This window comes from uncultured Chloroflexus sp. (genome assembly GCF_937951745.1).
Classification (GTDB): domain Bacteria; phylum Chloroflexota; class Chloroflexia; order Chloroflexales; family Chloroflexaceae; genus Chloroflexus.
Map to the genome: position 1 here is coordinate 56,484 of NZ_CALFBQ010000056.1, position 19,249 is coordinate 75,732.

The following is a 19,249-nucleotide window of genomic DNA, read 5'->3' on the forward strand; positions in this document are numbered from 1 at the left end:
GCTCAATGTCGAGCTTGCGCTGCGAGGAGGCTATGCAATCCCCCCAACCGATTGTCAACGAGTTCGCCATCACTGCCGCTACGGTAAACGGTTCCGGCAGCCAGACGGCGAATATGGTGCTGATGCGGGCCATCTTTCAGATGGGCATTCCCGTTTCTGGCAAAAACCTCTTTCCTTCCAACATCCAAGGTGAACCGACGTGGTATACGCTACGGGTGAGCCAAGCCGGTTATACCGCTCGCCCCGCCACGACGCCGATTTTGGTGGCGTTTAACCCGCGCACGGCCAACGATGATCTCGCTCAATTACCAGCGGGCGGGATCTGTCTCTATCCGGCTGATGGGCCATGGCAGCCACAGCGCGCTGACATTAGCCCGGTCGCGCTCCCCGTGCGCCAGATCCTCGATCAGGTGGGAGTGAGCCAACACCTGCGCCCGTATGCTGCGAATATGGTGTACGTCGGCGCATTGGCAGCGTTGTTAGGCATCGAAGATGCCGCTTTGGCCAAAGCCGTGCAACACCAGTTCCGCGGCAAATCATCGGCAATCGCGCTGAATCTGGCTGTGATCCGGGCAGCGCAGGCGTGGGCCACCAACACCGCCTCGCCAGCCTATCACCGTTTCCGGGTCACCCGGATGCAGGCCACCACCGGAATGATGCTGATCGACGGCAACACTGCCGCCGCAATCGGCGCAATTACCGGCGGCGTTGGTGTGGTGGCGTGGTACCCGATCACCCCTTCCAGCAGCTTGATTGAATCGCTCGAGAGCTATCTCCCGCGTCTGCGCCCGGCTGACGATGGCACCACCTGCGCTATCGTCCAAGCCGAAGACGAGATTGCTGCGCTGGGAATCGTGATCGGCGCAGGTTGGGCCGGCGCACGTGCGATGACCGCTACCTCTGGGCCGGGCATCTCGTTGATGACCGAGTTCGCCGGGCTTGGCTTTTTTGCCGAGATTCCGGCAGTGATTTGGGATGTGCAGCGGGTTGGCCCTTCGACCGGCCTGCCGACCCGCACTGCGCAGAGTGATTTGCTTGCGGTCTATTATCTGGGGCACGGCGACACGCGCCACGTGGTCTTGCTGCCGGGCACGATGGAAGAGTGCTACAGCGACGCTCAGCTTGCCTTCGATCTGGCCGAATATTTGCAAACGCCGGTCTTTGTGCTGAGTGATCTTGATCTGGGGATGAATATTTGGATGAGCCGGCCCTTCACGTATCCAGAGCAACCGCTGCAACGCGGCAAGGTGCTCAGCGCCGAAGCTTTGGCCAAACTCACCTCGTATGCCCGCTTTGCCGACGTTGACGGCGACGGCATCGGCTATCGCACACTGCCCGGCAACCCGCACCCGCTGGCGGCGACGCTCAGCCGTGGCACCGGCCACAACGAGCGCAACGTCTATAGCGAACGGCCTGACGATTGGCAGCGCAATATGGCCCGGCTCTGGCGCAAACACGAAACGGCCCGCCGCATGGTACCGCGTCCGGTGATCGATCTTCACCCGCAAGCCACTGTCGGGCTGATCGGGTTTGGCTCGACTGCGCCGGCAATTGCTGAAGCGCGTGACTTGTTGGCCGCCGCCGGCATCGCCACCAGCAGGATGCGGGTGCGCGCATTGCCGCTTGGCCCGGAAGTGACCGATTTTATCGCGCGCCACCAATCCTGTGTGGTGATTGAGCAGAATCATGATGGCCAGTTACGGCAGTTGCTCCAGCTCCATTGCCCGGCTTACGCTACTCGGCTCGGTTCGGTAGCGTGGTGCGATGGTTTGCCACTCACCGCGCCGTTTGTACGCGATCAGGTGATGGCGGTGTTGGAACAGATGCGTGAGCTGGCGCTGGTGATGAGCAAGTAAGCGGCGTTGCAACCTCGAGGGACAACGATGACCCAAGCAACTGTTAATGCGATTGGTTTGACCAAAAACGATTACCGCGGCGCGCCTTCGACCCTCTGCGCTGGCTGCGGCCATGACTCAGTCGCTAGCCAGATCATCGCCGCCGCGTTTGAACTCTCATTACCACCACATACTGTCATCCGCATGAGCGGAATCGGCTGTTCGAGCAAGTCGGCGGCCTACTTTCTTGGCCGATCGCACGGCTTCAATTCACTGCACGGACGGATGCCCTCGGTCACGACCGGCGCGCATCTTGCCAACCACACCCTGCGTCCGCTGGCTGTTAGCGGCGATGGCGACACCGCTAGCATCGGTCTCGGCCAATTTATCCACCTCTTGCGCCGGAATGTGCCGATGGTCTATATTGTCGAAAACAACGGGGTGTATGGCCTGACTAAGGGTCAATTCTCGGCCACCGCCGACGAGGGGCAAGAGCTGAAGCATGCCGGCGTCAATCACTTGCCGCCGATTGACGTGTGCGCCGAAGCGATCTTGGCCGGCTGCGGGTTTGTGGCCCGTTCGTTTGCCGGCGACGCCAAGCAGGTGCGCGAACTGATCAAAGCCGCCTTCAACTTCCACGGCGCAGCGGTGATCGATGTGATTAGCCCGTGTGTCACGTTCAACAACCACGACCGCTCGACGAAGAGTTACACTTACGGCAAAACCCACGAGTCGCCGATCCACGACATTAGTTTCATTCCGCACTACGAAGAGGTAACGATCGATTACGAACCGGGTGAGGCGCGCGATGTGCAACTGCATGACGGGCCGGTGATCCGGTTACGCAAGCTGCACCGCGATCACGATCCCACCGACCGGATGGCGGCGCTGGCTCTGCTCGAAGAGGCGCGGGCGGCGAACGAATTTGTGACCGGATTGATCTACCTGAACGAGCACCGGCCCACGCTGGCCGAGACGTTGGGGATCGGCCAAACGCCAATCGCGGCGTTGCCAGAGGAGCGTTTGCGCCCTAGCCGGGAAGCGTTTGCGGCGATGATGGCCGAGCTGACGGGCGCGGGGTAAGGAATGAGGGATAGGGCATGGCGAGGGCGGGTCTCTCACCCGCCCTCACTGCTTTGGCATCGATGACGGCGACTCTTCAACTGTTGCCCCAGACGCTTGCTTGCGGCCCAACCACCCCTGTCGTGGCTTTGCGGCTGCCGGCGGCGGGGCCGATTCTGTCTCCGATACCACAGGCTTCTTGCGGCCAAACCACCCTTGCCGTGGCTTGGCGGCTGCCGGCGGCGGTGGGGCCGCTGCGGGCACCTCAGGAGCCGGCGGCAAGGCGACTTCTGGTTCAGGGTAGGGGCTATCGCTGCGTTCGGCGCCAAGCGCACGCAGCCACGACCACAGCAATCGGCGCCGTTCGGTGCCATTTTCAGGCAACACGAGCGGACGCCCTCGCGCATCTATGATGAGGCCGAGCAGGCTGCCCGGCACCTCAGCCGGATCGCTCTCAACCGGCTCACCGGGAGCATCGCGGCCAACCCGCACCCCAGCGACCGGCTTCACCTTCACTTGCGCGTACCGTCCCAGAGATAGCGGCAGACGCGCTATCTCGCCATAACGCACCTGCACCGTTTCACTGCCGCCGCCAACCGTAATCAGCTCCACCTCAGCTACCGTCTCACCAAGACGGCTGCCGCCTTGCAACACGATACACGTTGCCAACGGCGTATTCGCTATGAGATCATGGTCGCACACCGACAGCGCGGCCTCGGCGCTTATGGTAGCCAATGCGCCACACACTGCCAACAGGCTGAGCGTGTCAAGATGTACATGCAACAGCAGGCCGGGCAGATCGTTGCCGGGCTGCAAGCCGTCGAGCAAGGCTAGCAACGCCATACCGGGATGCGGAGCATGAATGAACGGCCCGCCGCTGGCAAATAACCGGCTATACTCAAGGTTAGGCGCTTCGTCGCGCAGCTCAGCCATCCCCAGCGCCAACGCCTCACGGGTGAGCGCCAGATCGAGATAACATTCCTCGCGCGTTGCCGGCATCGTCTGCGGGCGTAACACCCGATTGAGCAGCCGTTCCACCAGTTCTGACTCATCGATTGCAAACGGCAGCCAGCGGCTAATTGCGGCTGGCCCGACTTCGTTCAGCAGATTGGCAACACCATAGGCCGTACCACGCACGCCGTGGATCGCCGTATGAATCTCACCGGGTGCAGCAGCCATCAACGTGGTCACCGTTGCCCCCACATCAGTATATAAGACCGGTTGTTGCCGACGCTCGGCCAGAAACCGGGCCATTGCATACTGCGCCTCAACCACTGTGCATAGCGTGAGATGGTCACGATCAAATTGGCTGAGACCGGGCAGATCGGCCAGTTGGCGTGCATAGTGAGCCAGCAACGCCTGCCGCAACGGTGAGAGCATCTCGCGGTCAAGCGCCGGGCGCACATTGGCCACGGCAAGTACATTGGCATTGCGGTCGCGTAACGCCATCTGCACCTGCGTTTGCGCCGCGGTATTACCGGCATAGATGACGGAAGGCAACGGTTCCCGAAGGGTTTCGTTAAACAAGAGCTTTAGGTTTACCAGATGGGCAAGCCGGCTTATCGCCTCGACAGCGCCGCCTTCAACCCCGCCGGTCACGACAATCACATCGGGCAAAAGTGGCAGCAGCGTTTCGAGTTGGCGTTCGATCCACGATTGATCATTAGTCACCGGCGGACGGCCCAACGTATCATCGAGCGTCAAGATGGCTAACGTGACACTCGGCACGCCCCGTACCGCGTGCAAGGCACTACGGGCCGAGACATCCGCGGCAACTGCGGTCACGACCACCCGCAACGGTTCGAGCGCTGACGCCATCACAACTACCGCATCGATTCCGTCGCCAGTGCTGGTGTGTGGAATCAGTAAGCGGCCATCGCGCAACAACTGGCGGCTGGTGAGATCAGCCAACTGCGCCGTCGCTTCTTGCACGGCAAAGAAGATATTCTGATAAGGCAACTCGCGGCTAGTGAGCGTCTCGGCCTGACCAATCAACCGGCTCTCGCCATCAACGTGATCGATCAGCGACACGCGCGTGGTGACGCTGCCAATTTCCACTACTAGCACCGCGCGCACAACCTCAACCATGCTCGTTATCCTTTACGGCCTAGGCACCTAGCACGGCCCGCACCCATTCCACAATAAACAGTAACCGTTCGTTCAACGCAGCGAGGTATGAACTAACACTGCCGGCTAAAAAGAAGCCAAAGGCCAGCAACAGCACCCATCGTCCCAGCCGGGCTGCACTATCAATCCAGCGCTGGCGGTTGGGGTCGGGTGAGCGAGTCAGGGCAAATGAGAGCAGCGTTACGATCGATCCGATCAATAACACCACGCTGCCCAACACGGCTGCTGGCGAGGACATATCTTGCCGGGTGGCATCAAGCACTTGCGGCAAAATCGTTCCGATCAAAGCGCCGCCGATTACCAACGCTGCACCAACACCCAACACCAGTGCCAGCGGGATATTTGCCAGCCACGAAGCGGTCTGTTGGCCGCTCACACGGGTGAGCAACAACACCGCTAACACAAACGGGATCAAGCGCAACGTTGCCAACCCCGGCTGGCCGCTCGCTGCTAGCAAATCGATCACTGCCGGACGCAACACCTGATGATAAATAACCACCACCGCATAGCCTAACGCCACGCCAACAAAGAGATATTGGACAAAACGAAATGCCGGTGTATCACCCACTAAACGGCTAAAGACCAAGAGGGTCAGCAACACCGGAATCAGGGTGATCGCAACCTCCATCAAGCCTTCCCTCGCGCTGCGGGCCGTAACCGGCCAATGACCACAACGAGACCGCCTAATGCTAGCACCACCACAAATGCAGTAGTCGCCCACGTGTGTACTGCGAGCATCGTGGTTGCCGCTTCATCGGCGACACCCGCAGCCAACAGATCCCTCGCGCCACGCTGGCCGGCCACCGCATAGACGTTTGGCAAGCGCAGATATGGCAATACCTGCGGATAAACCTCCTGCGGCAACAAGAAGGCAATTGGCACTGCTGGCGCTGCGCTGTGGATCTGCTCCATCCAAGCTTGCACATCTTGTACCTGATCGGCCATCACCACAATCAACGCCAGATCGGCCAGCGTCTGCACGCGAGGCGAACCATCAGGGCGCGTTGCTAAGAGACCGGCAGTCGCATCTTGACCAGTATAGTCACGGCGCAACTGCGCGCGCAGATCGATCGCCATACTCCGCAACGCCAACTCGCCACCCGGACGGTACCCTAGCAACACGTAATCGCGCCCGCCGAAGGTGACGCCATTTTCGTTGTTATACCCAGCCGCGCGGAGCGGGCCGATCAGATCGAACGAGAGCAACGCGCCTTGGAGATCGGTGCTGACAATAATCAACTTAGTGCGATCGACAATTAATTGATCGAGCAACGCCTGCTCGAGCGGGCGCAATTCAGCAACCCGCTGCGCGCTCCATTCATACGCGACTAGCACCACATCATCGCTACCCAAAGCAGCCAATCGTTCACTGAGCGCAATTGCCGCTGGCGAGGGTTGCACCTGTTGTACAAAAGGCCCCATCAGATTCGGCAATAACGTGCCTACCAAGACGATAACCAGCAGTGCCAATGCGAGCACTTGTTCCATCGCCGGTAAACGGCGGCGCACAGCAGCCGGTTGTTCGACTGGTGCCGGTATTGGCAAGGGCGACTGGATCAACCGTTCGAGTAAGGCCATCGCCGCAACCTGATCAGCCGTGCGTGACGCAGGAGCCGGCAAGGGTGGCTTGATTACCGCAATTTCTGGAGCGGCAACTGCCTCCTCTTCAACTTCTGCTTCACGATTGCGCAAACGCTCCAACCACGTGATGGAGGGAGAGACTGTCGGTTCAACCACTCGTTCAGGAGAGGCGCGCAACCATGGCGGCAATTCTGCACCGCTAAAGAATTCGTCACTCGTTGAGCTTGTCGTCGGCGAAGGTTCAGAGGCTGCCGGCAATGCCGCTAATTCGGCTTGCAGCCACGGCATCGCGTCTGATGGCGCTGCTACATTCAACCAATCAGGGGTTTCAATTTGGCCTGCTGAGGCATCTTGCAAACACCCCGGTACCTCACTCGGCCCGGCTGGCTCTGTCGTCTGCAACCACGCTGGCACCTCACTCGGCCCGGCTGGCTCTGCCGTCTGCAACCACCCCGGTACCTCACTCGGAGCGGCTGGCTCTGCCGTCTGCAACCACCCCGGTACCTCACTCGGAGCGGCTGGCTCTTCTGCCTGCAACCACGCCGGTACCTCACTCGGAGCGGCTGGCTCTGCCGTCTGCAACCACGCCGGTACCTCACTCGGCCCGGCTGGCTCTGCCGTCTCCCAAGCAGAGAGATCGCTGGCATCAGCCTCGCGCAGCCACGTCGGGATCTCGCTCGATGTTGTCGTAGGCGATCTATCAACGAGGTCAGACGGTTCTGCTTCCTGCAACCACGCCGGCGCTGCACGCTCTTCTGGTTCCGCCTCCTGCAACCACGCCAGCGCTGCGCCCGCCTCTGCTTCAGCAGTTTCCCACCCAGCGCGAGCACCAGCGTCAGCCTCGCGCAACCACGCTGGAACCTCGCCAAAAGAATCGGCGGTTGGCGACGTATCGAGCGATACTGGCTCTGGCGGAACGGCACTCAACTGCCGCTCCGCTTCCAGCAACCAATCAGGCGGCTCTTGCGCTTCCGGTACTTCCGACGCTTCCGGTTGCAGCGCCGGCTCAGCTTCACTAGTTAACCAAGCCGGAAAGTCAGCATCAGAGCCGGTCACGTTGCGCAGAGCCGCATTGCTGTCAGCCACCAAGGTTGGCGCATCCGATGCGACTGGCGGGGTTGTCGTTGTTGGAGGCGACGTAAAATCTTCATCGAGCAGCCACGACGGAAGATCAAGGCGCACCGAGCCGGGAGCAGCCGGCGGCTCATCACCAGCAACATTCTGCAACCAAACCGGCAAATCTGGCACTGGCGGACCACCGGATGGTGAACGATTCGGCGTTGACCATTCCGGCACATCGGTCGCAAAGACGGTCTCTTCATTCGCGGCTACGCCTGTCCCCCAATCCGGCGGATTGGTTGGCGGCGCAATCTCGGCCAATTCATTCAACCAATCATCGAGCGCCGGTTCAGATGGCTGCTCGGCTGCCACAACCGGCTCGTTCGACAACACTGACGGCTCCGATGGCGCTTCAGCAAAGGCCTTTGCAATCTCTTCCTCGCTCAAATCGCGCAACCATTCGGGCACACCAGTATTGGGATCAAGCGACGCCGGTTCTGGCGCCAATTCTGGTGCCGGTTCGACTACCTCTTCCTCTTCGTGGCCAATACTCCGCAACCAATCAGTGGGGCCAACGGGCAGGCGCAGCCGCGAACTCGTGGTTGGCGGCGGTTCAGCCGGTGACTCAGCGGCGGGAGCTGGTTCGCCACTGAGGCCTTGCAGCCAGCCGGTAGCGCCGAAGGTAGACGGACGTTCAGGCGGAGCTTCCGGCGCATCATCAGCCAACCACGCTGCCGGCTCGGCGCTAGCAAGAGGATCGCTCACCTCTGTTTGCAACTCAGCCAGCCAATCGGGCACATCAGCGGGAGCAGCCGGCTCAGGTGCAGTCAGCCAATCAGGAATCGCCTCAGCAGACGATGGTGATGGCGGAGTTATCCGATCAATACCACGCAACCACGCTGGCGTCTCATCGGAGTCGTCCGGCGGCGGCGGTAAGGGCACATTACGAAGCCATGGCGGTAGATGTTCCATAGTGGCATCATTAGCGCCGGTACGCGACCGCCTCAGCGATCGGCATACGGCATATCAAAGCCAATGAGTAGACGCACGCCAGCCACGAGCGCGCCAATCGCTGATCCAAGCAAAAGACCGCGCGCGCCGGCAGCAACAAGATAATCATTGAGCCACTGCACAGTCTGGCCGATCACTGGGATCAAGGTCAATGGCGGCAATTGAATAATCAGCACCAACAGCGCCACAACAACCACAACCACTGCTTCAGCGCGGCCACTGCGCAACGTGCGCAGCATCGCGCTCAACGCGAAAAAGGCGAGGAGCGCAAGCAAGCTTGCGGCGAGCGGTTCATAGATCAAGCGAAACACGATGCGGATCGGCGGCGCAGCTAAGGTTGCCGGCAACGCCAATCCGGTTGCAGTACGGGTCGGATAGAAGATACCGGCCACAATCACGATGACCATACCCGCAATCAACACAAGGCTATAGCGAGCTTCTGGCGTGCGCATCTGTACCCGCCGCATATGCGCCTGCGCCACACTCCACGCGCCGATAAGCACTGCGATAGCCGTAATCAACGCCGCCCACTGCACCAACACCGCTGCCAAAGCAGCGACTGCCGGGCCAGCGCCGACAAAATCAAGCAGCACGATCAGCCCGCTGACACCGGCGATCACCACTGCGATCAGTTGGCGCGGATTGCGCAACGGAGACGACATGCAATCACCACCCCGGCAAGAATGGCCATCCCAATAACGACCGGATCACACCGTACCCAAAAGCCAATACCATCAACCAGATGACCGCTGCCCGCAGCGTATCGTGGGTCAGCAAGCGCGCTTGGGGCGCAGGGGCCGCAGTCAGATATGCCTCAGCCGCAAAGATCTCTTCGCCCACCAACACGTGCGGCGTTGTCACCGCCATCACACCTAGCGCCGCTGGATGGGTGCTACCCAATACTTGTGGAATCTGTTGTTGCGCGCCAATCTCTGCCGCTAGCAATACTTCTTGATCAAAAGCGCCGGCGAGCAAACTCGCTTCTAACGGTTCACGATGATAGCGGGCCGCCACAGCCGCAGCATACGCCATCGCGTCGGCGTGCGCCCAAAGCTCGATCTGGCGCGGGTCGAACGCCTGCGGCTGACCAACAGCGCGGTACGACTGGCGGACAGCGCCCCGCAACGCTAGATGAGCCACTGCATCAGCCGAGCTAACGACGATCGTTGCCCCACTCGCCGCTGCCTGCTCGCTAGCCTGCCGCACAACGTTCAAGCCGGCCAGCAACTCAGCCGTACTGGCCCGTTGCCCATCGCCGGCCCCAATCGTGCTAGCACCGGGAGAGAGATGTACTGCCCGGCCCGTTTCCGCACTGCGCGCCAGTGCCACCCGTAAGGCATCCAACGCCGGCAGTGGCCGCCGTACCGGCAGCCGGCCAGCGAGGACGCGCGCGTGATGCAGCCAGACAAGGGCGATGACCACGGCAAGCGCAATAATGAAGAAGATTGCCGGCAGGCTCATCAGATGCTTCCTTTTTTTCCGACAACACGCAATCGTTTACAGCTTGGCTGCCAATTTCTTATTGAGTGTAACCCACTAGATCGGCTTTGTCAATTGTTTGAGGCAAGAAAAAGCTTCACAAAGCGATAAAACGACACACAATCGTAGAAAGAACGCTAGGGGTAAGATGCTGAGCTGCCAGTTACAGAGTGCGGCAGCGTTGCTGCCACATGCCAGATGACCCACAGCGGGATACCAGCGAGAGAGACCAAACAGCGCTTACATAAACAGTCACAACTGTTTATGTAAGCGCTCCTGCAGCAGATCGCGCAGTGCAGGCCAATGGGCCGGCGTCGTCAACAGATCGATCACGCCGGCCCAGCGCGTACCGCGGGCGAATGGTGCCAGCGCCTGCGCGCCTTGGCTACACACCACATCGAGCGGGGCCACGATCTGCAACACCATTGCAACCGGCACACTCAAGCCGGCCCGCTCGATCTGGTCAGCTAGGTGGTGAAGGAGGTGTGACGGTTCCATTTGGCGTTTGTTCAACCACCCGGCGCAACGCATGCAGAAATTCGAGTGCCAGCTTCTCGAAGCGTTTGCGCTGAGTAGCATCAATCAGGTGCGCAACCAGATCGGGCAACTCCAATTGGTCAAGCCGCTCGATACGGTAACGGCCATCCTCAAGTGGCACCAACCGGCAGCGGTTGATGCCTTGAAACGGCGGAAAACTGATTCGGAAGCGCGTCGCCCGGCTCAACGGCGTATAATCGATTACTTCCATCTCGGCATGCACGAGCATACCGTGCAGTTTAAAACGATACCCATGCCGCGGATGGTCATCCGCCGGCAACTCAATCCGCACCCGTTCGAGCGATGGCATCCAACGTGGCCAATTCCTGAAATCGTCAAGTACAGCCAACACCCGCTCCGGCGGTGCAGTTGTCACCGTCGTTGCGGCGATCTCATAGCGGATCATTGCCTCGTCACCTCTGTGCTGATGCCGGCAACGCGGGCGGCATCAGAGTTCGTCACCAAACACGATTCCCAGACTCCGCGCGCATAGCACTAAATCGCTATGCGGGCGCACCCGATTAAGGTCACCACAGGCTTCGACCAGCGGCACCGTCACAATATCTTGCCCGCGCAGCGCCACCATCTCGCCATAGATCCCGCGCGCGGCAGCTTGCACCGCCGCCGCGCCGTAGCGCGTTGAGAGTAAGCGGTCATACGGTGAGGGTGAGCCGCCGCGCTGCAAATGGCCTAACACCACCACCCGCACATCTTTGCCGGTCAGATGCTCAAGCTGTTCACCAACCCAATGCCCGATCCCGCCCAAGCGGCCTTCAGCGACATACATCTCTTGACCGCCACGCGGGCGGGCGCCTTCCGCAACTACGATAATACTAAACGCACTCCCTTGCACATCGCGCGCATGCACCTTTTCGGCCACCCGCTCGATCGAGAAGGGGATTTCCGGAATCAAGATCACATCGGCCCCACCCGACAATCCGGCGTGCAACGCGATCCAACCGGTATGCCGGCCCATGACTTCAAGTACCATCACTCGATTATGACTGGCCGCCGTGGTGTGAAGTCGATCAATCGCATCGGTCGCCACTTGCAGCGCGGTATCAAAACCGAAGGTACGATCGGTGCCGGCGAGATCGTTATCAATCGTCTTTGGCACCCCAATCACCGGTGCACCCAGTTTGTGCAGCTCCAGCGCAATTCGTTGGGTGCCTTCGCCGCCGATCGTGATTAAGGCGCGCAATCCCATCTCTTCAATCGCTTTGACTGCACGGACATACGGATCCTCTTCCGATAACTCATCGCTGCGTCGCGGGCCAAAATGGCCTTTATTCGTCGTGCGCAGGATCGTCCCGCCACGCGGCAATAATCCTTGCACGTCAGCATTGGTCAACACACGATAGCTCTTCGTCCCCAACAGCCCCTCGAACCCGTCGTGAATACCGAGCACTTCCCAACCGAGACTGGACGCCGACTTGACGACTGCACGGATGACGGCGTTAAGACCCGGCGCATCGCCTCCACTGGTGAGCACGCCGATCCGCTGCTTCTTGCTCGCCATGGCTTACCCCCTCGGACTTATTTCGGTTATCACAGTTTGCTGGCCCGACACACAGATTATACCACCTGCAACTATAGCGTAGCGGTAAATTGTGGCGGTTTTTTTGTAGTTGTGGAGCAACCATAGCAGAGATAGGGCATCGTTCTATCCCTACTCCACGCTGAGCCGGCGACCAAGATCGCGCAAGAAGGCCATCGCGGTTGGATGATCAAGGATGCGCGCATCGTACCACACACTGAGATGCGCGATCGAACCTGTCACCATGGTTTTTTCATCAAGCGCCACCGGTTGCGGATGGGCCGCACTCAGCGTCAACGCCGCCGATGTACCCGACAACGGCGGCACGATCTGCCACCAGCCGTTCGTCGCCGCAATCACACAGGTCGCCCCGCTCAGATCGCTGTTCGCTTGCGCCAATGCCCGGGCAATACCGCGTTCGGTTAAATCACCGGCATCAGCGACTAAACTCCAGCGCCCATCAAGCAAGCCGGCTGCCACGTGGTAGCGATGGCGCACGATAATAGCCGAATCACTCCACACGGCGTTGATCAGGGGGTGCAAGGGGAAGAGCGCCGCTGCCGCCGCAATCAACGCACCGAGCGGGGTGGCTTGCAGACCGCGCGCGGCGAATTCGGCGGCCTGCGCCGCGCACCGGCGCAAGAGCGGCTGCACATTCACGGCAATGGTAGCGCTGGCCAGCGGGATGAGTTCGGTGATGGCCAATGGCGGTTTTATCACTGTCGCGACTGCCACCGTCTGATCGGCCAGCATCGAGGATGGTTCAGCGATAGGCACAACAGGTTCAGGCGGCAGCAACTCAGCCGGCGCCGTCATTATCACTGGTTGGTGATGATAGGAATCTTCGCCCTTGCCAGCCGCCGCCAACACATCATCCCGCCCGATCCGGCCAGCCGGCCCGCTGCCGGTCAAGGTTGCAAGGTCAACACCCAAAACCGCTGCCATCCGCCGCGCCAACGGCGTCACCCGGAGGCGGCGCGGTGGCGCACAACGGGCAAGGATTGCGCCGACAGCTAGCTGTGCTCCCGGCGCGACCAGTTGTTCGGCGAGGATACCGTCACATTGCGCCGGCAGCACCCACTCGGCGTCAGCCGTGAGCACTCGCACCACTGGGGTGGCGGGTGTAATCGGGTCGCCTACGGCGACGAGCCATTCCAATAAAGTCGCCTCACCCAGTGCAGGCGGCAACGTGATGGTCTGTTGTTGCATGAGCAAGCTCCGTTGCTGCTGAAGATACGGTAAAGGCGACGCGGCGCGTCGCCCCGTTCCTCTTCTGAGGACTCGGCTCACCCCGCTTGCAATGCCTCGGCCCAGAAGGCATCGACTTTCTGGCGTAACAGTTCATGTTCAGGGTGCGCCAGCTCAGGATCATCATTCAAAATCGCTTCGGCCAGCCGGCGCGCTTCGGCCAGCAGCCGGGTGTCGCCCTGTTGGGCCATCTTCAGGTCGGGCGTCCCGCTCTGGCGCGTGCCGAAAAATTCGCCCGGCCCGCGCAGTTGGAGATCAATCTCAGCCAGCTTGAAGCCGTCGTTCGTCTCCTCAAGCGCGGCCAGTCGCTCTTTCGATTGCTGGTTGTCGCTATCGCTGATCAGAATACAGTAGCTTTGAAGACTGCCGCGACCAACTCGGCCACGGAATTGGTGTAACTGTGCCAGACCAAACCGTTCCGCACCTTCAATCACAATCGTTGTCGCATTAGGGACATCAATGCCGACTTCGATCACTGCCGTCGCCACCAGTATATCGTACTGGTGATCGCGAAACGCGCGCATCACCTCATCTTTTTCACGGGCCGGCATCTTGCCGTGGAGCAAAGCCACACGCAAATCGGGAAAGACCTCGTGTTGCAAGCGCTCGTACATCTCTTCGGCGGAGGGCAGATCAAGCTTCTCGCTCTCTTCGACTAGCGGGCAAATCACATACACCTGCCGCCCCTCGGCCACCTGCTTGCGGATGTGGCGATAGGCTTTCTCGCGTTCAGAGCGGCTGATCCGGCGCGTGCGGATCTCTTGCCGACCGGGTGGACGCTCATCAAGCACCGAAACGTCGAGATCACCGTAGATGGTCAGAGTCAATGTACGCGGGATAGGGGTGGCGGTCATCACCAGCATGTGCGGGTTACAGCCTTTGTTCTTCAGGCGCAATCGCTGTTCGACACCGAAGCGGTGCTGTTCATCAACCACCACCAAGCCCAAATTGGCAAACTGCACCGTCTCGGTAATCAACGCATGGGTACCAACCACCAGATCGATCTCGCCACGCGCAACCCCTTCCAGCACCCGTCGCCGCTCACGCGTGCTCAAACTGCCGGTGAGCAATGCTACCCTCACCCCCTGCCCCTCCATATCTTCTTCGGGGGTCATGCCCAAAATCGTCACGATTTCAGCCAGCTTGGCCGCCTCATCAGGATCGAGCAAGGCCCGCCAATCAGCTTGTTGGTACGTCTCGGCAGGCGTGGTTGCTGCCGCCTTGCGCGGCACCCGCACCCGACTGAGCAACTGTTTGAGATTTTTGGCATGCTGTTCAGCCAAAATCTCGGTGGGAGCCATCAGTGCGCCTTGGAAACCATTGACGATTGCTTGCAGCAACGCCGCCGCCGCTACCACCGTCTTGCCGCTGCCGACGTCACCTTGCAACAGGCGCGCCATTGGCGATGGTCGCTGCATATCGGCAAAAATCTCGCCGATAGCCCGCTGCTGAGCAGTCGTTAGTTGGAACGGTAATAGACGCTGCAACTCAGCATGCACCTGCGTATCAATCACGAACGGCAACCCCATTTCTTGCTGCCAGAGCCGCTTGCGCTGCAAGACGCCAATCTGAATGAAGAGAAACTCATCAAAGCCAAGCCGGCGGCGCGCAGCAGCAAGTTTCTCGTGATTATCGGGAAAGTGGATTTGGGCAAGCGCCTCGCCAAGCGGTAAGAGTTGTGCCTGTTCACGACGGTATGGCGGCAGATGATCTGGAACGCGCGGCGCCATCGCGTCGATCACCTGCTTGATAAAGCGACGAGCCTGATTTTCATGCAGACCTTGCGTTAACGGGTGGATCGGCACCAAGCGACCGGTATGCAAGAGGGCGTCTGGATCAGGCGTATAACGTTCCCAGCGCGGGCTGCTAAACTGGCGCTTCCCGCCGAACACCGTCACCTTCCCGCTCAGAGCAATTGTCTGGCCGACCTTGATCTGCTGGGCAATCCAGCGTTGATTGAAAAAGATCGCCTCAATCGAGCCGGTCTCATCGCTTACCTCGACCCGCACCCGCACCTTGGGGCCGGCGCCGATCGTGCGCACATCGGTCACCTTACCGATTACTGTCTCCTCAGCCCCGACCTGCAATTCGCTAATCGAACGGCGACCTCTTACATCGTCATAACGGCGCGGGAAGTGATACAGCAGATCGCGAATGGTCACCACACCAAGCCGACGAAATCCACCCACCAACCGCCAATCGAGGCCAGCAACCTGTTCGAGCTGCGCATCGAGATCAAGCTCAGCCAGCGGATGCTTCGGCACCTGCGCCGCCCGATTGCGTACGTGCCGCGTTGCCGCGCGGCGGGGCGTGGGCGGTGCCGGTTCTGGCGCCTGAGCGGATTCCGGTGGATTGTGGGCAGACCGGAAGAGCGACCGCAATTCTTCGATCGCCGCTGCCAACGCTTGATCGCGTTCGGCAAACGTCATGCCGTCGTACCCCACCAACCACCCGATCGCGCGTTGCACCGCCGGCAAACGCGCAGCACTGCCGGCGACAGCCGACCAGTGACGGAGAAACGCCAACAAACCGTCATCGGTCACCCGATCGGCACACCCATCACGACGCTCGGCGGCCAATACTTTGCCGAGCGCCGTCACCTGCTGTCGCTCAACCTCGGTCATGCCTCATCGAAGCCTTCAAACACCGTCACCGCCATTGCGCCGGGGCCAAGCCGGGCCGCAATCGCCGGCCCCATACGCGACACCTGGACCCGATCACGCGGGAAAATCGGATCGAGCTTCTCGAGTAACTTCTCGACATCTTCCGGCGTGGTGGCGTAATGAATGATCACATCTTCAACATGCGGAAAATCTTCGACAAAGGTAAAGAGACCCTCGATCGCCTTGGCGCGAGTCCGCGTGCGCTCGTAAGGCACAATCTCACCTTCATCGAGGATCATGAGCGGCTTGATCCGCTGCATCGAGCCGATAAGCGAGCCGCTAAACGTCAAGATCCCGCTTTGCTCGAGATATTCCATCGTATCGACGAAAAAAGCAGTATGGGTATGACGGATGGTCTGCCCGATCAAGTCGCTTACCGCAGCCGGAGGCATGCCATCACGAATGGCGCGGGCGGCGGCAATGGCGACCGATCCTTGCCCCATCCCAGCTAACTTACTATCAATCACCTCAATGCGCGTATTCGAGGCCGGCAACCGCGCGCAGGCGGTCTGCGCCTCGCTCAGGATGGATCCGAGACGATGACTGAGGTGGATCGAGTATACATAGTCATAGCGCCCCAGCAGACTACGGTAAAGCTGCTCGAAGACCGTCGCCGACGGTTTGATAATCTCAACCCGGTCATGGCCATTGAAGAGCAGATCGTAAACCTGATCTTCGCTAATATCAATCCCAATCCGATACAACCGATCGTCGATCTGCGCCAAGAGCGGCACAACTTCGATCTCAAGATCACGCGCTACCTCAAACGGGATGTCGCTCGCGCCGTCAGTAATGACTTTCATCAGTGCCATGGTCTGCCCTATGGTACGGAGCGGTTTGCCAAAGCGAATACAATATGGTATAGTCTCGCAAAGTGTGACTATTAAAGAGATGTACGTTTCGGAGCGTAGTCCTATGGCAAAATGTGAACTCTGCGGCAAAAAACCTTCGTTTGGTCACAATGTCAGCTTCTCGAAGCGCCGGACTAACCGGATCTGGCGGCCCAATATTCAGAAGACGACGTTGATGGCACCCGGCGGCCAGCCGGTGCAGGTGCGGATCTGCACCCGCTGTATGCGCACACTGGCCAAGACGCGCTAATGTGCGGTTCGATATCCATTAGGAGAGGCCAGTGTCCGGCAGGGACGCTGGCCTCTGCGCTTTTGCTTATTATAGCCGATAGGCTAGTGCCGCGCAAACCATCAAGGCAGCGGGCATGGCTAAAACTAGATGAACAATGGTTCGCCTTGTGTGCTTTCACGAGAGGCTTGCGCTACTGGGCGCAAATCAATTACGCAATCCACCATTGCATTGGGCGACCGGAACGTGATATGTATCGATGTCCTGTGGACAAGATGAGGCACGCCATCAATGGTGTTCCTGACAAGGCTGAGCCAATTGCCTAAGGTTGCTCGATCAGTCAAATCGGCAACGTCCAACATCACGCCACTTCGCTCTGACTTGCCCCCAAATCCCTTCACCGTACCGCGGCTCGTCACGCACACTTTACCCAAACCGCTCGCCGAAACCTCACGCGCCACAATACTGGACTGGTTGCTGTCAAGGCTTCCTGCACCGCCTGCGCATCGCCGGGCAACGACTGGGTCGCCCACCGAAACTAGCACGGCGCATTAGAGTCTTCGGGTTTTTCAAGCATGAAGAGCAGATCGGAGAGAGCATACGCACCGATTTATATCACCGAGCGTAAAACTGTGCGTTGCATAGACCAACTCCGTTGCTGAACGCATCCCTGCCTGTAGCGTAGCCAGCACGGTATTGCCTCCTGTCCGTGCGCGCCACCGTCAGACGGCGAAGCAATTGCCTCCGAGCGCGGACTGAACCCGCTCAGGCATGCTTGCCGCCTGAGCAAGAGATTGCTTCGGGCACGCCGCGCCCTCACAATGACGTAAAGGTCACACCGCACAATGACATCAGCAAGGCAGACATGATCCCGCCGCAACACTCCACCAATAAAGAAGACTCATCGCCGGAAAGTTATGACCTTCCAGCGATGAGACTTCCCCATTCATCTATTCGCTCCCTATTCGTTGTCGATTAACCGAACCGACCCGAAATGTACTGTTCAGTTCGCTCGTCTTTCGGGTTTTGGAAGATTTGCGAGGTAGGGCCATACTCAATAAGCTGGCCAGCGCGATCGCTATCCATAAGGAAGAAGGCGGTATAGTCAGAGGCGCGCGAGGCCTGCTGCATATTATGGGTCACGATAATGATCGTGTAACGTTGGCGCAGTTCAAACATCAACTCCTCGATCTTGAGTGTTGAGATTGGGTCAAGCGCCGAACATGGCTCGTCCATCAAAATCACTTCCGGCTCGACGGCGAGAGCGCGGGCAATGCAGAGCCGCTGCTGCTGGCCGCCCGACAGCGACAAGCCGTTCTGATTGAGCTTGTCCTTCACCTCATCCCACAGGGCTGCGCCACGCAACGAACGCTCCACGAGTTCATCCATCTCACTCTTCGAGAGCTTCCAGCCATTGATCCGCGGGCCGTAAGCCACGTTCTCGTAAATGCTCTTCGGGAAGGGATTTGGCTTCTGAAAAACCATCCCGATCCGACGACGAACATTCACCGGATCAACCCCCGGCGCATAGATATTTTCGCCGTGGAAGAGGACTTGACCCTCTACCCGCGCCGATGGCACCAAGTCATTCATCCGGTTGAATGACCGCAACACAGTACTCTTACCACAACCTGAAGGCCCAATCAGCGCCGTGATCCGGTTTTTCTCGATCACGAGATTAACATCCTTAACCGCACGAAATGAGCCATAGTACACGCTCATGTTGTGCGCTTCAATTGCATTGGGATTATCGCGTTCCAAATCTTGAGTTGTCATCGGTGTGCCTTTAGTAACGCTTCTGATAACGATTGCGAAGATAGATCGCCAGTGCGTTGATAGTTAACAAAATCGTCAACAGAACAAGGATACCAGCCGCTGCCAATGAACGAAAATCATCCTGCGGTCGTGACGTCCAGTTAAAAATCTGGATCGGCAGCACGGTAAAGATATCGAGCAAGTTACGGGGCAAGAATGGAACGAAGGTAAGCGCACCAATGGTAATCAATGGCGCCGTCTCGCCAATCGCACGT

15 protein-coding genes and 1 pseudogene are annotated in these 19,249 nt (G+C 59.5%); 3 read left to right on the top strand and 13 right to left on the bottom strand.

Annotated features, from left to right (window positions below; all coding sequences use genetic code 11):
* The first annotated feature begins 32 nt into the window (after positions 1-32).
* Together Q1A59_RS13605 and Q1A59_RS13610 are read left to right on the top strand one after the other, a co-directional pair.
* Complete coding sequence (locus tag Q1A59_RS13605) at positions 33-1,856, top strand: 2-oxoacid:acceptor oxidoreductase subunit alpha (RefSeq protein ID WP_299645123.1); 1,824 nt, start codon at positions 33-35, stop codon at positions 1,854-1,856.
* A 27-nt stretch (positions 1,857-1,883) separates the two neighbouring features.
* Complete coding sequence (locus Q1A59_RS13610) at positions 1,884-2,918, top strand: 2-oxoacid:ferredoxin oxidoreductase subunit beta (RefSeq protein ID WP_298402112.1); 1,035 nt, start codon at positions 1,884-1,886, stop codon at positions 2,916-2,918.
* A gap of 45 nt (positions 2,919-2,963) precedes the next feature.
* On the opposite strand, the gene Q1A59_RS13615 is transcribed toward Q1A59_RS13610, so the two are convergent.
* From Q1A59_RS13615 to Q1A59_RS13665, 11 genes are all read right to left on the bottom strand, one after another.
* Positions 2,964-4,985, bottom strand: a complete 2,022-nt coding sequence (locus Q1A59_RS13615) for a glutamate mutase L (RefSeq protein ID WP_298402113.1) — start codon at positions 4,983-4,985, stop codon at positions 2,964-2,966.
* A 19-nt stretch (positions 4,986-5,004) separates the two neighbouring features.
* On the bottom strand, positions 5,005-5,652 hold the full coding sequence (locus Q1A59_RS13620; RefSeq protein ID WP_298402114.1) for a hypothetical protein: 648 nt from the start codon (positions 5,650-5,652) through the stop codon (positions 5,005-5,007).
* Positions 5,652-8,636, bottom strand: coding sequence for a hypothetical protein (locus tag Q1A59_RS13625; RefSeq protein WP_299645124.1), 2,985 nt, complete (start codon positions 8,634-8,636; stop codon positions 5,652-5,654). Before Q1A59_RS13625 ends, Q1A59_RS13620 begins: the two co-directional genes overlap by 1 nt.
* 32 nt (positions 8,637-8,668) lie before the next feature.
* A complete protein-coding gene (locus Q1A59_RS13630) occupies positions 8,669-9,337 on the bottom strand; it encodes a hypothetical protein (RefSeq protein WP_298405621.1) in 669 nt (222 codons plus the stop codon).
* Positions 9,338-9,341: 4 nt separating this feature from the next.
* Entirely contained in the window at positions 9,342-10,136 is a 795-nt protein-coding gene (locus Q1A59_RS13635) for a DUF6754 domain-containing protein (protein WP_298405619.1), read from the bottom strand.
* Between the two features lie 270 nt (positions 10,137-10,406).
* Positions 10,407-10,652, bottom strand: a complete 246-nt coding sequence (locus tag Q1A59_RS13640) for a hypothetical protein (protein WP_298405616.1) — start codon at positions 10,650-10,652, stop codon at positions 10,407-10,409.
* The gene (locus Q1A59_RS13645; protein WP_298405613.1) at positions 10,618-11,097 is read right to left on the bottom strand and encodes an SRPBCC family protein; all 480 of its coding nucleotides are present in this window, start codon (positions 11,095-11,097) and stop codon (positions 10,618-10,620) included. The genes Q1A59_RS13640 and Q1A59_RS13645 overlap by 35 nt, the downstream gene beginning before the upstream one ends.
* A gap of 42 nt (positions 11,098-11,139) precedes the next feature.
* Positions 11,140-12,210, bottom strand: coding sequence for a 6-phosphofructokinase (locus tag Q1A59_RS13650; RefSeq protein ID WP_299645125.1), 1,071 nt, complete (start codon positions 12,208-12,210; stop codon positions 11,140-11,142).
* A gap of 150 nt (positions 12,211-12,360) precedes the next feature.
* Entirely contained in the window at positions 12,361-13,437 is a 1,077-nt protein-coding gene (locus tag Q1A59_RS13655) for an E3 binding domain-containing protein (RefSeq protein ID WP_299645126.1), read from the bottom strand.
* Positions 13,438-13,514: 77 nt separating this feature from the next.
* Positions 13,515-16,100, bottom strand: a complete 2,586-nt coding sequence (gene recG, locus Q1A59_RS13660; RefSeq protein ID WP_298405605.1) for an ATP-dependent DNA helicase RecG — start codon at positions 16,098-16,100, stop codon at positions 13,515-13,517.
* Complete coding sequence (locus Q1A59_RS13665; protein WP_298405602.1) at positions 16,097-16,951, bottom strand: DegV family protein; 855 nt, start codon at positions 16,949-16,951, stop codon at positions 16,097-16,099. The genes recG and Q1A59_RS13665 overlap by 4 nt, the downstream gene beginning before the upstream one ends.
* 103 nt (positions 16,952-17,054) lie before the next feature.
* Between Q1A59_RS13665 and rpmB the strand changes: the two genes are divergently transcribed.
* Positions 17,055-17,240, top strand: coding sequence for a 50S ribosomal protein L28 (gene rpmB, locus Q1A59_RS13670; protein WP_298405600.1), 186 nt, complete (start codon positions 17,055-17,057; stop codon positions 17,238-17,240).
* 954 nt (positions 17,241-18,194) lie between these two features.
* Here the strand turns inward: rpmB and pstB are convergent.
* The gene (pstB, locus tag Q1A59_RS13675) at positions 18,195-18,995 is read right to left on the bottom strand and encodes a phosphate ABC transporter ATP-binding protein PstB (protein WP_298405597.1); all 801 of its coding nucleotides are present in this window, start codon (positions 18,993-18,995) and stop codon (positions 18,195-18,197) included.
* Between the two features lie 10 nt (positions 18,996-19,005).
* Positions 19,006-19,249, bottom strand: a pseudogene (locus tag Q1A59_RS13680) (phosphate ABC transporter, permease protein PstA); the annotation flags it as partial.